Here is a 14,384-nt window from a genome sequence, read left to right as displayed (position 1 = left end):
ATTCAAGCATGTATGTTAAGCCTATTCCGCAAAGCGGGCTTTTCGACGCCTGGCTTGCTTATTTACGGAGACTGTGTGCAACGGAATCCCGTTTCAGGCGTTGAAACAAAGCACGGTGCGTTCCTGACGGGTTAGGATGCGCGCCGGTCGCGGCGGCGGGCTGAGGCACGCAGCTGTCTTGAAGCAAATCGAAGTGACGATAACGACCCGCCGGTGCAGAGCACCAAAACGCTGGGCTGCTGCCGCAGTCACGCCAGGGGGAGGAAAACGGACCGGCCATTGACGCACTCATGCATCGTCAAGGCCGGCACCAGAGATAGAAATGGTCAGACGCACCAAGGAAGAGGCGCTCGAAACGCGCCACCGGATTCTCGACGCAGCCGAAACCGTGTTTCACGCGCGCGGCGTGGCGCGCCCGTCGCTGGCAGACATTGCCGAGGCGGCCGGCGTTACCCGCGGCGCCATCTACTGGCACTTCAAGAACAAGAGCGACGTGTTCGCCGCCATGTGCGACCGCGTGAACCTGCCCGTGGAAGCGCTATGCGACCCGGAGCGCATCGCGCGCCAGGAAGACCCGCTGGGAGGCATACGCGACATCTGCGCCTTCGTCATGCGCCAGACCGTGGTCAATCCGCGCTGGCGGCGGGTGTTCGAGATCATCTTCCACAAGTGCGAGATGGTGCAGGACAACGGGGCCATCTTCGAACGCCAGCGCCAGTCGCACCAGGAAGGCATGGTGAAGATCCGCGAGCACCTGCGCTTTGCGGTGGAGCGCGGCCAGCTTCCGGCCGATCTGGACCTGGACCTGGCCGTGAACGCGTTCCATGCGGCGATTGGCGGCGTGCTCGCGCACTGGCTGTTCTCGCCACAGGACTTCGACCTCGACGCCAATGCCGAGCGCCTGTCGGACGCCTTCATCGATACGCTCAGGTTTTCCCCGGCGCTGCGCCATGGCTATGTGCCGCGACCGATGGCGGAACTCGATCGCGAGCTGAGTACGCTTTGCGAGAAAGCCTGCCAGGAAGCCAACGGCGCGCCGTAACGGCGCTGCCGAGCTAACCGCGCATGGCTTCGCGCCAGCGCTCCAGAAAGGCACGCTTGCGCAGCGTGTCCTGCGCCGCCAGCAGGCCCGGGCCGACGCTGATCGGCCTGAGCGCGTAGCCGAGCCGTTCCGACAGCGCCGATGCCGTGTGCGGGCTGTCGGTGTCGGTACGCACCGTATAGAGCTGCGAGGTGGACTTGCCAAGCACCGCCTGCCCCTCGCGCGAGAGCAGGAAATCGAGCCACAGCCGCGCCGCATTCGGACGCGGCGCGCGACGCGCGATGAACGCCACGCGCGACATCACCAGCGTGTAGTCGCGCGGCGCGATGACGTCGATGGCCGCGCCGCGCTCCATCAGCGACAGCGCGTAAGACCCCAGCAGGTTGTACCCGAGCACGTATTCGCCGCTGGCGATGCGTTCGATCATGTCGGCCGTCGACGCCGACAGCCGCGCGTGCGTGCGCCCGAGCGCCTGGGCCAGGTACCAGAATTCGCTGCCCATGCGCGCGTCCTGCTGCGCCAGCAGGTAGCCGACGCCGGACCGCTCCACATCGTAAGTGACGACTTTTCCGCGCCAGCGCGGCGCGTGCTCCTGCAGCACGCGCGCCAGGCCGCTGCGGCTGCCCGGAGGCTTGGTGCCGGCAAAGTGGTTGCGGTTATACACAATGACGGCCGGCTCGAACGTCGTGCCCCACGCTTCGTCGCGCCACACCGCCCAGGCTGGCAGGCCGCTGCGTTCCGGCGAGTGGTAGCGCTGCGCATAGCCATCATTGACGAGCTTGATCTGCAGGTCCATGGCCGTGCTCCACAGCACATCGGCGTACGCGGAATCCGGGGCCGGCTGCGCCTTGCCGAGCGCCGCGGTTTCGGCCAGGAAGCGCTCGTGCAGATCGATCGTGTTCAGGTCCTCGTAGCGCACGCGGATGCCCGGGTAGCGCGCCTCGAACGCGCGGATCAGCGGCTGGGCGACGTCGAGGTCGGTCGAGGCATAGACATGCACCTCGCCCTCGCGCATGGCGCGTGACACGATCACCTCATACTCGGACGGGTAGCTGGCCGGCGGCGCCGGCATAGCGTCCTGCGCGAGCGTCCGTCCCGCGAGCGGGGCCAGCGCGGCACCGGCCAGCAGCTTGCGGCGCAGCGTGGAAGCCGGGGCACTCGCGATATCAGGTTCGGGAGGGGATGTCAGGCGCTGGGACAAGATTGTGCAGAGCGGCAACGGATGGGCCGGGGCGCGACACGCGCCGGGAACGCCGGTAATGGCGGGGCGGGGGTATTATAGGCGCCCGCGTCCCATGGACCGCACGATCAAAAAAATGGAGGAGAACCAGCATGCGCATTCTGCTGGTGGAAGATGAAGTCGAACTGGCGCGCTGGGTTGCCCGCGCGCTGGAGCAGGGCGGCTTCGTGATCGAACACGTGGGCGATGGCCTGCAGGCCGAGGCGCGGCTTGTGGCCGAAGAGTACGACGTGGTCGTGCTTGACCTGCGCCTGCCCGGCAAGGATGGCCTGGCCGTGCTCAAGGCCATGCGCGCGCGCGACGACCGCACGCCGGTGCTGATCCTGACCGCGCAGGACACGCTCGACGAACGCGTGCGCGGCCTGAACCTCGGCGCCGACGACTACCTGCCCAAGCCGTTCGCGATTGCCGAACTGGAAGCCCGCATCCTCGCGCTGATCCGCCGCAGCCGCGGCCGCGCGCACCCGCGCCTGCAATGCGGCACGCTGGTGTTCGATGGGGAGTCCCGCGGCTTTACGCTCGACGGCCAGCCGCTCGCGCTGACGCCGCGCGAATCGACGCTGCTCGGTGCGCTGCTCGCACGCAGCGGCCAGCCGCTCACCAAGGCCCAGTTGCTCGACAAGGTGTTTTCGCTCGACGCCGATGTCAGCCCCGATGCCATCGAGGTGCTCGTGTACCGCCTGCGCAAGAAACTGGCCGGGCATGGCGTGACGATCGTCACGCTGCGTGGCTTCGGCTACCTGCTCGAGCCTGAGACACCGGCCGCCTGACATGTGGCTCCGCAAGCTGCGCCACGGCGCGCGGCGCCCGATCCCGCTGTGGCGGCGCGGCAGCCTGCGCCGCCAGTTGCTTCTGCTGCTGGTGCCCGCGCTGGCGGCCATGATGGCGATCGACACCTGGCTCACCTACGGCACGCTGCGCCATGCCGCCAACACCGCGTACGACCGCTCGCTGTATGGCTCGATCCGGGCGATCGACAACGCCATCGGCATGGCTGGCGAAAGCCTCCAGCTCTCGTTGCCGGACGCCGCCATGGAGATGTTCGAGACCGCGGCGCAGACCCATGTGTACTATCGCGTCTCGCTCGAGCGCGCGGGCACGGTCGAAACCGTCACCGGTTACGAAGACCTGCCGCTGCCGAAAGGCTCGCTCGCCAACAACCAGCCGCGCTTCTACGACGATGACGACTACCGTGGCGAGGCCGTACGCATCGCGGCAATGGCACGGCCCGTGTACCGGCCCGATGCGCGCATGCGCGTCATCATCCAGGTCGCCGAATCTGCCGAGCCGCGCACGGCGCTGATCGGCACGGTCTGGCGCAGCGCGCTCGCGCGCGACCTGCTGCTGATCGTGCTGAGCGCAGCAATCCTCGTCGGCGGCGTCACCTACGTGCTGCGCCCGCTGGGACGGGTACGCGACGATGTGGAGGCGCGTTCGCCCGACGACCTGACGCCGCTCGCCTTCGACCGCGTGCCCATCGAAGTGAGCCCGCTGGTCGACGCCGTGAACCTGCATGTCGCGCGCTCCGAAGCGATGGCGCAGGCGCAGGCGCAATTCATCGCCGATGCGGCGCACCAATTGCGCACGCCGCTGGCCATCCTCAAGACGCAGGCGGAATTCGCGCAGCGGCAGTTGTGCGCGGATGGCGACGATCCTGCGTCTCGCCAGGCTGCCGGCGAAGCTGTCGGCGGCATCGTCACGCAACTGGAGCAGGCCGCGCGGCTGACCAACCAGCTGCTGGCGCTGGCGCGGGTACGCCAACACCATGGCGAAGCGGCCGCGCCAGCTGCCGATACTGTGGATATCTTTGATGCGGTCACGGTGGCCGAGCAGGTAGCGCTCGACTACCTGCCGCTCGCGCGCGGCAAGCAGCAGGACTTCGGCTGGGAGCCGACGCCAGGGCTCAAGCTGCCCGTGCGCGCCGATGCGGCGCTGCTGCGCGAAGCGCTCGCCAACCTTGTCCACAACGCCATCCAGTATTCGCCGAAGGGCAGCCGCATCACGCTGTCGGCACGGCGCGTCGACCAGACCGCGTGCCTGATGGTCGAGGACGACGGACCGGGCATTCCCGCCGGCGAGCGCGAGAAGGTATTCGCGCGCTTCTACCGGCGCGTGGGCAACACCGAGCCCGGCTCGGGTCTGGGGCTGGCGATCTCGCGCGAGATGGCGGCGCGCTTCGGCGGCACGGTGACGCTGACCGAAGGATCGCAGGGGCGGGGCGTCAGGGCGTTGCTGCAACTGCCGGTCAGCGAACAGGACCTGTGACGCGCGCGGACGTCACGGCCCCTTGATTTCACCTTCCTCTCAACCGAACAGCTCTTCCGCCACCGTCGGATGCAGTTGCAGCGTCGTCTCCAGATGGGATTCCCTCACGCCGAGCCGCAGCGCAACGGCCATGGCCTGCACGATCTCCGGCGCCGCGTTATCCATCAGATGCACGCCGAGCACGCGCCCGGTACGCGCATTGAGCACGAGCTTGAACACCGATTGCATGCCATTGCCACCAAAGCGGTTTTCCAGCGAGACAAAGCGCTTGACCACGGTGCGGATGCGCTCGGGCTTGCCGGCCTCTTCGATGGCCTGCGCTTCCGTGAGCCCCACGGCGCCGATCGCCGGTTCGCAGAACACCGCGGTCGGCACGAAATCGAAGTCCGCGCGTTCGCCGCGCCGGCCGAACAGCCGGTCTGCCAGCCAGCGGCCCTGTGAGGTGGCAACCGGCGTCAGGTGCAGGCCCTCGATCGCATCACCGATCGCATGGATCGAACGCACCGAACTGCGGAATTGGCGATCCACTTTGATGCCGCCCTTGTCGCCGAGCTTGACGCCAATTGCATCGAGGCCAAGCCCGTCCACGTTGGACACGCGCCCGACCGCGACCAGTGCCGCTTGCGCGCGTATCGACTCCGTCTGCCCGGGCTTGTTGCCGGGGCGATAGCAGACCTCGAGCGCGCCATTGGCTTGGCTGATCAGGTTGACGCTGGCATTGAGGTGCAGCCGCACGCCCTTGGTTTCCAACGCGCCCGCGAGGGCTTCTGCGATTTCCGCATCGAAATGCGGCAGGAGCCTGTCACCGGCGACCAGCAGGTCGACCTTGACCCCGTAGCGCGACAGGATCGATGCCTGCTCCACGCCGATATAGCCGCCGCCGATGACCGCGATCGATCCCGGAACGGTCTGCCACGTGAACACATCGTCGGAATTGCTCGCGAGTTCGCCGCCGGGAATATCGAGCGTCTTCGGTCGCGCGCCGGTAGCGATCAGGATGCGCTTGGCGCGGATGACTTCGTCGCCCACGCGCACTTCATCGGGCGCCGTCACAACCGCGTCGCCGCGCAGGATGTCAACGCCGGCCTCCAGCAGGCGCTGTGCGTAGACCACGTTCAGTCGCGCCACTTCCGCATTGACGCGCACGATCGCGTCGCGCCAGTCCTCATGCCCGCCGGTGTGCGACAGGCAGCCGGACAGGATGGCAGCCCACGTGGCGCCATACGACAGCATCTTCTTCGGCACGCAGCCGCGGTTGACGCAGGTGCCGCCGATTTCATCGCGTTCGATCAGCACGACGCTGGCACCATGCGACGCAGCGCGCCGCGCGCAGGCGACGCCGGCCGAGCCGCCGCCGATCACGACGAAATCCGCCTTGCGCGTACGCATCGGCTTGCCACCCTTGCCGCGTGAGCGCGGCACGCGCTCCATCGCCGGCTCGGCACTGACTTGACGGGCCCGCCTTGGTCCGTTGTCGGACGTGGCGGTTGTTGTCTGGCGCTTGCTCATCCATGCCTCCTGTCGCGGCACGCGGCCGCATCGACAAACGATCGGACCAGCGCCGCCGCGCAGGCTAGGCGCCGGACCGCAGTTCCGTATTCAGGATCGACGGCCACTCGCGCAGGAAAGTTTCCCCGTCGCGGCGGCCAAGGTCATACGCGTGCGCCATCGCGTCGGGCCGGGTGTAGTCCCAGCTCGAGATCGGCACACGCTGCGAAGGCTGCAGGTAAAGGCGGCGCTGGCCGCCGCTTTGCATCACGAAACGGCGCGGCCGCGGATACAGCCGCGTGACCAGCACCAGCACATTGCCCGGCGTGGCGTCGAGCGCGTCCACGGGCACGTTATCCACAAGGCCGCCATCGAGCACGGCACGTCCGTCACGGCGCAGCACCGGCGTGAACGGCGGCGTGGAAGCCGACTGCAGCAGCAGGTCGGCAAGCTGCTCGGGCGAGCCGCAGTCCTGCGCGCGCACGAACTCCGGTCGGAAGCCAAGCCTGCGCCCAAGCCGCGGATGCAGCGTCTTGAGCACGTGCTTGTCGATGTTGTACGCGAGCAGTCCCGCCGCCACTGCCAGGCGTGGACCGCTCCAGCGCGGAATATGCGCGACGCCGATGCGGATCTCCGGCGCCTGTCGCAGATGTTCAAGCCGGCCATCGCCAAAGATCGACAGCAGCGCCGTGCGATAGATGCCGTAGTGCGGAAACACGCGTTCGTTGCGCAGCAGGTTGCCCCAGTACGCGTTGCGCTTGTTGGCGGACAGCACTTCGCGGTAGTACGCCATGGTCTGTTGCGAGTCGTGCGCATAGACCATGCAAGCCGTGGCCGCGCCCGCCGAGATCGCGGTGATCACGCGCGGGCGCAGATGCAGGTCCGGCGCCACGGTGTCCCACCAGCCCGCCTGCCACCAGCAGCGATTGCCGCCGCCGGCGAATACGATCTGGTCAAACGGAGTGGGGGTGCCTGCGTTCATGCTGCGCTTTGCGTGTAGGGATGTGGCCTGGCGCGCTCAGAGCAGCGCGTAGGTCGTGGTGGCCTGCACGGCGAGCTTGCCGTCGGTGCCGGTCAGTTCGATCTCGCCGAACACCACGGTCTTGCCGAGGCGCAGCACGTTGGCGCGCACCAGCACGTCGCCGTCGATCACGGGGCGCATGAAGTTGGTGTTCAGGGTGACGGTGGTCATCGGGCGGAAGCCGCCCAGCGCGCTGGCCACGGCGACGATCATCGCCGTGTCGGCGGCCGACATCAGCACCTGGCCGCACACGACGCCGCCCGCATGGCGGAACATTTCCTGGAAGGGCAGCCGCAGCGTGATGCCGGCGTCATCGACGGCCTCGGCGCGCAAGCCGAGCTGGCGCACCCAGGGGGCGAGTACGCGTTCCAGCGTGGCATTGATATCGGCAAGCGTCAGGCGGCGTTCGGCGGATTCGGACATGGCGATCCTGGTCTTGTTGTCCCGCGGGATGTCGCCCGGTAGCCGCCCGATTCGTGCAGGGCTGGCCGCTACTCCGTCTCCTCCGGCGCGACGCGATATTTGAGCCAATGATACAGGGGGCCGGTGGCCAGCACCACGAAGGCCATCCGGATCACATGGAAGGCGGTCACCAGCGGCACGCCGAGTTCCAGCACCTTGGCGGTGATGCACATCTCGGCAATGCCGCCCGGCGTGGTGCCGAGAATGACCGTAGCCGGATGCGCGCCGGAGATTGCGGCCAGCGCCCAGCCCAGCAGCGCCGAGACCAGCAGCGCCACCACCGTGTACAACGCCACGCCCGACAGGAAACGCGGCGCGGTATGCAGGAAGTCGCGCGAGAAGCGGGAGCCCAGCGACACGCCGATCAGCAGCTGGCCGGCACGGCTCATCCACGTCGGAATCGCGGACAGTTCGATGCCGGAGGCGGTCAGCACCGCCGCTGCAATCAGCGTGCCAATCACGAACGGGTTCGGCATGTTCAACCGACGCACAAGCAGGGCCACGCTTAGCGTGATACCGATCAGCGCGAGCAGCCCCACGGCGTCCACTGTGCGCGGGCCCGGAATGTATGGGTCCAACCCATGGATGCCGCCGTACTGGAAGATGGCCGGCACCGTCACGACCACCATCAGCACGCGCAGCGAATGCGCCGCGGCAACCTGGTCGATGCGCGCGCCATTACGTTCGGCGAGGTGGGCCATCTCCGATGCGCCCCCAATGGCCGTGGAGAAGAACGCCGTCTTGAACGCCACGCCCGTGGTCCGGCGCAGCAGCACCGCGCCACCCGCGCCCAGTGCGAGTGCGAACAGCGAGCCCGCGACGATATAGGGCAGGAACTCCAGCAACCTTGCCACCACGTCCGGCGTGAAGTACAACCCAAGCGATGCGCCGATCACCCACTGGCCGGCATTGCGCGCCTGCGTCGGCGCGCGCAGGTCGGCGCCGGCCATGCGCGCGCTCGCCACGGACAGCAGCGGACCGATCATCCACGGCAGCGGCGTGTGCAGCACGGTACAGAGCAGGGCAGCAGCCAGGCCGAGCAGCAGCGTCAGCACGACCGGCAGCCAGCGGTGCGCGGAGAGATTCATGATGCAGCGGCCTGGCAGGGGCGCCGGCGCCTTTGTTGTTGTGAACGCAAAATGCATGAAGCCCGACGCTCGCGCGCCGGGCTTCGATCATCTCATGACTGTGGACAACGCATCAGGCCGCATTGTCCGCCTGGGCGTGCGCCGACGAGCGGTTGGCATGCCAGCGCAGCAGGCGCGGGATCACCACCACGGCCACGGTCATGGCGAGGATCGTCGCCGAGATCGGCTGCTTCACGAACAGGCTCCAGTCTCCCTGGCCGATCGACAGCGCGTTGCGCAGTTGCTTCTCGGCGATCGGCCCCAGGATCAGGCCGACGATGACCGGCGCGGTCGGGAAGTCGAAGCGACGCATCACCATGCCGAGCAAACCGACCACGAACAGCAGCAGCAGGTCGAACCACGACTGGCGGATGCCGTAGGCGCCCAGGCCCGCGAAGATCAGGATGCCGCCGTACAGCAGCGGCGTCGGCACGCGCAGCATGCGTACCCACAGGCCGATCGCCGGCAGGTTCAGCACCAGCAGCATCACGTTGCCGATATACAGCGACGCCAGCAGGCCCCACACCAGGTCGCCCGAGGTCTGGAACAGCATCGGGCCAGGCTGCAAGTTGTAGTTCTGAAATGCCGCCAGCAGGATCGCGGTGGTGTTCGAGGTCGGGATGCCCAGCGTCAGCAGGGGGGCCAGCGTCGCGGTCACCGCGGCGTTGTTGGCAGCCTCGGGGCCAGCCACGCCCTCAATGGCGCCGACCTTGCCGAATTCTTCCTTGTGGTTCGACAGTTTCTTTTCCGTGGCGTAGGAGAGGAAGGTCGGGATTTCAGCGCCACCGGCCGGGATCAGGCCGAACGGGAAGCCGATGAGGGTGCCACGAATCCACGCCGGGACCGAGCGCTTCCAGTCCGACTTGTTCATGTGGACCGAGCTGAGCTTGTTGAACGTGCCTTCCGGCTGCGGGAAGAAAGCATTGAACAGCGCCTCGCCGACCGCGAACAGGCCCACGGCGACAACTACGATATCGATACCGTCGTACAGCTCCTGCACGTTCATCGAGTAGCGGGTCTGGCCCGACAGCGAATCCATGCCGATCAGGCCGATGCCGAGCCCCAGGAACAGCGCCGTCATGCCGCGCAGCAACGACGAGCCCAGCACGGCCGAGACCGTGGTGAACGCGAGCAGCATGATCATGAAGTACTCGCCGGGCCCGAATTCAAGCGCCACGTCCGCCGCCACCGGCGCGAACATCGACAGCAGCACGGTGGCGATGGTGCCGGCTACGAACGAGCCAATGGCGGCAGTGGCCAGCGCCGGACCCGCGCGGCCGTTCTTCGCCATCAGGTTGCCTTCCATGGCCGTGACCATGGTGGACGACTCGCCCGGCGTGTTCATCAGGATCGACGTGGTCGAGCCGCCGTACATGGCACCGTAGTAGATGCCGGCGAACATGATCAGCGCAGCAGTGGGTTCGACCTTGGCGGTCAGCGGCAGGAGCATCGCCACCGTCAGTGCGGGGCCGATGCCGGGCAGCACGCCGATGGCGGTGCCGAGAAAGCAGCCCACCAGGGCCCACATCAGGTTGATCGGTGTGATGGCCACGGCGAAGCCGTGCATCAGCTGGTTCAGGGTATCCATTCGTGACTCCTAGCTGGTCAGGCGGGCTCAGAAGCCAGCGATGGGGAGCAGCGGCAGGTTGATGCCGAGCAGGAATTCAAACAGCGCCCACATCGGCACCGTAATGCATAGGCCGATCAGCGCGTCGCGCACGATGCGGCGGCTGCCGTAGCCGCGCGCCACGCAGATCATCAGCAGCGTGGAGGACAGCACGAAGCCGAGCGTGCCGATCAGCGCCATGTTCAGCACCAGGCCGGCGGCCACCCACAGGAAGCCCTTGAAGTTGTGCGGGGCGCTCGGCAGTTCGGCGTCTTCTTCAGGCATGTTGCGGAAGCCGCCGCGCACGCCCTGCCAGGTCAGCAGCGCGCCGCAAACGGCCAGGCCGATGGCCACGAGCGTGGGCATGAAGCGCGGCGACAGGCCGGCATAGCCCTCTTCACCCGAGATGCCCGGCAGGCCGAGGAAGAAGAACAGCGAGATCGCCAGCACGGCAATGCCGATGGCGAGATGGGAGGGTTTCATGGAGACTCCTTGGCCTTTGTCGCCAGCCCGGGTTGGCTGGCGTCCGCGACGCTGGCGTTCGATTTCCCGCGCGGTCACGGGGCCCGGCGACATGTAGTTTTGGTTTGGCTATCGCAGGTGGCAGACACCGGGCCCCGTGCCGTTTCCCGGCCACCTTCCACATCGGTGGCTTCGGCAGGCACGACAGGTAACGCTTCAGCACTGCTCGGATCCGCAAGGCTGCGGATCCGTACTGCTATGAGGTTGCCTGAACTTGAGCGGCTTATTTGGCCACGCCCAGTTCACGCAGCGTGCCGCCCAGGCGGGCCGATTCGCTGTCGACGAACTTGCCGAACTCGTCGCCGGTCAGCAGGAACGGCGTCCAGTCATTCTTCTGCAGCGTTTCCTTCCAGGCCTTGCTCTCGGTCGCCTTCACGACGGCGTCGACCATGGCCTTGCGCTGCTCGGGCGTCGTGCCCGGCGCGCCGTAGACGCCGCGCCAGTTGTAGATCTCGACGTTCACGCCCTGCTCCTTGAGCGTCGGGATATCGGCGGTGCGATCCTTCGAGGTCACCGCCAGCGCACGCATCTTGCCGCTCTTGATGAACGGCAGGAATTCCGACACCCCGGCAATGCCGACCGTCACGTGGCCGCCGAGGATCGAAGCCGAGGCCTCGCCACCGCCTTGGAACGGCACATAGTTGATCTTCTTCGGATCCACGCCGATGTCCTTGGCAATCAGGCCGGCCAGGATATGGTCGATAGAACCCTTCGAACCGCCGCCCCAGCTCACGCTGCCCGGGTTGGCCTTGAGCTGCGTGGTCAGGTCCTTGATGGACTTCAGCGGCGAGTTAGCCGGCACGGTGATGACCATGGTATCGGCGTACAGGCGCGCGATCGGCGTGGCGTTCTTCAGCGTGACGGGCGGATGGTTGGTCTCGATCGCGCCGACCATCACCGCGCCGACGACCATCAGCGCGTTCGGGTTGCCCTTGTCGGTGTTGACGAACTGGGTCAGGCCGATGGTGCCGCCCGCGCCGCCCTTGTTATCGTAGGTAGCGGTCTTGGTGACACCCGAGGCGATCATCGCCGCGCCGAGTCCGCGGCCGGTCTGGTCGTAGCCACCGCCCGGGTTGGCGCCGATCATGAACTTGACGGTGTCCATCGCGAAAGCCGGCGCGGCAGCGACGGTGGCGGCAACGGCGGCCGAGGCCATGACGACGTGGGCGAAACGGTGAATCGAGCGACGCATAACGGTCTCCTTAATTGTGTTGCCGTATCTTCGGCTGGCCGTCATGGCGTCGTTGCGAAACCGGAAGACACCGCCCCACGCGGTCACAAAGCAACCGTCGGCTCGCTGTCTCCCGGCCGTTGCACGCGTTGCATGCCGGCATTGTTGTTGGACTTCTGCGTGACCCGCTGGCGGATCATGAGCCGGATTCTAGGCGTTGCAAACTGTCAAAAGGCTGTCAGATTGACTGCGTTGGCATCGGGGTTTACGTGGATATATAAGACATTCAACGCGCTGCGGGCGCCGATGCGGCGGCCGGCATGGCCTTGCCCACGACGGCATCGCGGCACGGATCGCCGCGCTCGACCGGCGCCACGGTGACGACGCGATCGAAGCCGGCCGGATTGCCCTGGCCGCGCTCGAGGTAGCCCACGCTGATCGCTTTGCCTTTGCCGTCACCGAGCCAGCGCGGCACGCCGATATCGTTGCGCACATGGCCGTTGCCGGCAATCAGCACCGCGCCCCGCGCCGCGTACGGTCGCAGCGTGGCCGCCATCACGGCATCGCGCGCGGCCTGTGCGTCGAGCATGCCGGGCAGCATGGCCTTGGGGAAATTGCCGCAATGGCCTTCGTCCAGCACCGCGGTCTGCGCGGCGGCCAGGTCTGGTGGCAATGCGCCGGTCAGGCCGAGTTGCGCACGCTGCTGCGGCGTGAACAGGCCGTCGAGGCCACCACGCACGATCTTCGCGGCGTCCCCACGCGACAGGTTCGCGGCCAGCAACGGCAGGTCGTACTGCAGCGCCAACGCAACCACCGGCCGGTACAGTGGCCACTGCCATCCGCCACCGCCAGCTTGCGCTATCACGTAGTCAGCATCGGTAGGGCGCTCGCGGCGAGCGCGGTCGATATCGGCCTGGCGTTCGCGGTCGAACTGCTCCATCGCGATGGCGGGGCGCCAGCCTTGCTCGACGGCTCGGGTCAGTGCGGCGAGGCGCTGCAGCTGGCCGGTGGGGTTGTCGTGGACTTCACCTAGGAGGATGTAGGAGTTGGCGGGGAAGGTTGTGCTGAGGGTGTCGGGGTGCGGCGATTGCGGCGTGGTGGTGCAACCGGCGAGGACTGTGGCGACGGCGATGGCAGAGCGAAAGGAGCTGAAGGCGCGGCATGGCATGGACGGCTTTCCTTCGACTTCATGGTTGCGGGGGGCGAGCGGCCGGAGGAGCGTCGGACGTGTCCGCGGCACTGGAACCTCGCGGCGCCGGGGGATCGACAAACTCGACCGACTCAAGGATGTTCCTCATCCGATCAAGATCACTTCGCGCCTTGCGATCCGCGAGCCATTTAACCGGCGCATTTCCACACAACGCATGGACATTGTGGATCAGGCAAAAGTGAAAAATACGAGCCCGGCGCCATTCGTCGCCAGTGGTGTCATCCTCAATGTATGCGATTCCAGTCCAGTTTCTCCCCTTCATCGAGACCGTTCGAGCGTTCGCCGCCTTCTAGAATGGAACAAATTCAGGGCCACCATCCAGTCCATACCTCTGCAAACGGCCGTCAACATACTTCGCGTTCAGGGCAGAAATGATCCGATCATTGGTGGCCTCAACGCAAAACATGCTGAAGCCACCGGCCAGAAAAGCTGTCGGGCCCGTTACAGGGAGATAGTACGTCCCCTGATGCGGTGGCGAGCTATCAGGACGAGGCGCCCGAAATTCCTCGCCATACATGTTCGCAATTCTAAAGCGACATGGCCCGACAATCTGTTCTGCCGTCCCTGTTGTCGGTTTGCACATATCCGGATAGGCGGCTGCCAAACCTGCGATACAGAGGCCAAGGATATTAATTTCTTCACCTGCACGATCACGACGTTTCCAAAAGGCTCACTGCTGTGGAACGACTCGGACGTATTACCCTTTTGCATCGCCTCACGCCGTAAAACCGGCGGCCGGCTATTACCGGAACCACCTCCATCTCACTTGAATCCGTTAGCGACGAATAATTTTAAAAGATGAATGATTACGTACAATTCTTTAGGATGAACTGAACCGTAGCCAGGCGCTGCTGCACCAGATGTAATTTCAGCTCCGCGGCAAACCAATCAGATTGGTTGCCCACCTCCCCCGTCATGTCTGCCTCCAACGCCATGGCCTTGTTTAGATATTCAGTCGCAAGATGGGCGCACTTCTTGTTGCTATTTTTATTTAAAGCCGTCAATGTTGAATTGATTTTCTCGTTGACTTCATCCATACCCTCGTCATAGCAATCTTGGACAATCATTCCACATCCTGATATGCAGGTTAGTCGCTCATTTTTTGTTCTGGTCATGCACTTTGAATATGCCCCCTCCGGTTTTGAGGCCGGCATAGAACTGGAAGATGCCAAAGACGTAAAAAGGAAGATAAGCGCCGAAATTGTTCGTTTTGCATCACTCATGATAAAC

At 65.9% G+C, this 14,384-nt stretch carries 14 protein-coding genes; 4 read left to right on the top strand and 10 right to left on the bottom strand.

Features of this window, described 5'->3' with window-relative positions:
* Positions 1 to 322: 322 nt before the first annotated feature.
* Complete coding sequence (locus tag ACIGJG_RS17645; protein WP_011299565.1) at positions 323 to 1,042, top strand: TetR family transcriptional regulator; 720 nt, start codon at positions 323 to 325, stop codon at positions 1,040 to 1,042.
* Between the two features lie 13 nt (positions 1,043 to 1,055).
* Here ACIGJG_RS17645 and ACIGJG_RS17640 read toward each other — a convergent pair whose 3' ends face one another.
* Entirely contained in the window at positions 1,056 to 2,114 is a 1,059-nt protein-coding gene (locus tag ACIGJG_RS17640; protein WP_181184435.1) for an ABC transporter substrate-binding protein, read from the bottom strand.
* Between the two features lie 260 nt (positions 2,115 to 2,374).
* On the opposite strand from ACIGJG_RS17640, the gene ACIGJG_RS17635 reads away from it, so the two are divergent.
* Entirely contained in the window at positions 2,375 to 3,052 is a 678-nt protein-coding gene (locus ACIGJG_RS17635) for a response regulator (protein ID WP_011299563.1), read from the top strand.
* Position 3,053: 1 nt separating this feature from the next.
* The gene (locus ACIGJG_RS17630) at positions 3,054 to 4,547 is read left to right on the top strand and encodes a sensor histidine kinase (RefSeq protein WP_140950443.1); all 1,494 of its coding nucleotides are present in this window, start codon (positions 3,054 to 3,056) and stop codon (positions 4,545 to 4,547) included.
* 39 nt (positions 4,548 to 4,586) lie between these two features.
* On the opposite strand, the gene ACIGJG_RS17625 is transcribed toward ACIGJG_RS17630, so the two are convergent.
* The 8 genes from ACIGJG_RS17625 to ACIGJG_RS17590 all read right to left on the bottom strand — a co-directional run bounded on the left by ACIGJG_RS17625 (position 4,587) and on the right by ACIGJG_RS17590 (position 13,112).
* Complete coding sequence (locus ACIGJG_RS17625) at positions 4,587 to 6,056, bottom strand: dihydrolipoyl dehydrogenase family protein (RefSeq protein WP_041679758.1); 1,470 nt, start codon at positions 6,054 to 6,056, stop codon at positions 4,587 to 4,589.
* A 64-nt stretch (positions 6,057 to 6,120) separates the two neighbouring features.
* Positions 6,121 to 7,017 (bottom strand): patatin-like phospholipase family protein, encoded by an 897-nt coding sequence (locus tag ACIGJG_RS17620; protein ID WP_011299560.1) that lies wholly within the window; start codon positions 7,015 to 7,017, stop codon positions 6,121 to 6,123.
* Positions 7,018 to 7,053: 36 nt separating this feature from the next.
* A complete protein-coding gene (locus tag ACIGJG_RS17615; RefSeq protein WP_011299559.1) occupies positions 7,054 to 7,479 on the bottom strand; it encodes a PaaI family thioesterase in 426 nt (141 codons plus the stop codon).
* A 68-nt stretch (positions 7,480 to 7,547) separates the two neighbouring features.
* Entirely contained in the window at positions 7,548 to 8,606 is a 1,059-nt protein-coding gene (locus ACIGJG_RS17610; protein ID WP_483672588.1) for an AbrB family transcriptional regulator, read from the bottom strand.
* Positions 8,607 to 8,718: 112 nt separating this feature from the next.
* Positions 8,719 to 10,233 carry a tripartite tricarboxylate transporter permease gene (locus tag ACIGJG_RS17605; RefSeq protein ID WP_011299557.1) on the bottom strand — a complete coding sequence of 505 codons (1,515 nt, stop codon included), beginning with the start codon at positions 10,231 to 10,233 and terminating at the stop codon, positions 8,719 to 8,721.
* Between the two features lie 27 nt (positions 10,234 to 10,260).
* The gene (locus ACIGJG_RS17600) at positions 10,261 to 10,734 is read right to left on the bottom strand and encodes a tripartite tricarboxylate transporter TctB family protein (RefSeq protein WP_011299556.1); all 474 of its coding nucleotides are present in this window, start codon (positions 10,732 to 10,734) and stop codon (positions 10,261 to 10,263) included.
* 262 nt (positions 10,735 to 10,996) lie between these two features.
* On the bottom strand, positions 10,997 to 11,965 hold the full coding sequence (locus ACIGJG_RS17595) for a tripartite tricarboxylate transporter substrate binding protein (RefSeq protein WP_220631152.1): 969 nt from the start codon (positions 11,963 to 11,965) through the stop codon (positions 10,997 to 10,999).
* Positions 11,966 to 12,230: 265 nt separating this feature from the next.
* On the bottom strand, positions 12,231 to 13,112 hold the full coding sequence (locus tag ACIGJG_RS17590) for a ChaN family lipoprotein (RefSeq protein ID WP_483672587.1): 882 nt from the start codon (positions 13,110 to 13,112) through the stop codon (positions 12,231 to 12,233).
* Between ACIGJG_RS17590 and ACIGJG_RS17585 the strand changes: the two genes are divergently transcribed.
* Positions 13,111 to 13,956: a hypothetical protein gene (locus tag ACIGJG_RS17585; protein ID WP_483672586.1), complete on the top strand. Its 846-nt coding sequence runs from the start codon at positions 13,111 to 13,113 to the stop codon at positions 13,954 to 13,956. The two genes, ACIGJG_RS17590 and ACIGJG_RS17585, sit on opposite strands and share 2 nt — an antisense overlap.
* A 4-nt stretch (positions 13,957 to 13,960) precedes the next feature.
* Here the strand turns inward: ACIGJG_RS17585 and ACIGJG_RS17580 are convergent, their stop codons facing one another.
* On the bottom strand, positions 13,961 to 14,377 hold the full coding sequence (locus ACIGJG_RS17580; RefSeq protein WP_483672585.1) for a hypothetical protein: 417 nt from the start codon (positions 14,375 to 14,377) through the stop codon (positions 13,961 to 13,963).
* Positions 14,378 to 14,384: the final 7 nt, after the last annotated feature.

The sequence above is a fragment of the Cupriavidus sp. C1SS-2L genome, assembly GCF_057073735.1.
This window is presented reverse-complemented; position numbering and strand designations above follow the sequence as displayed.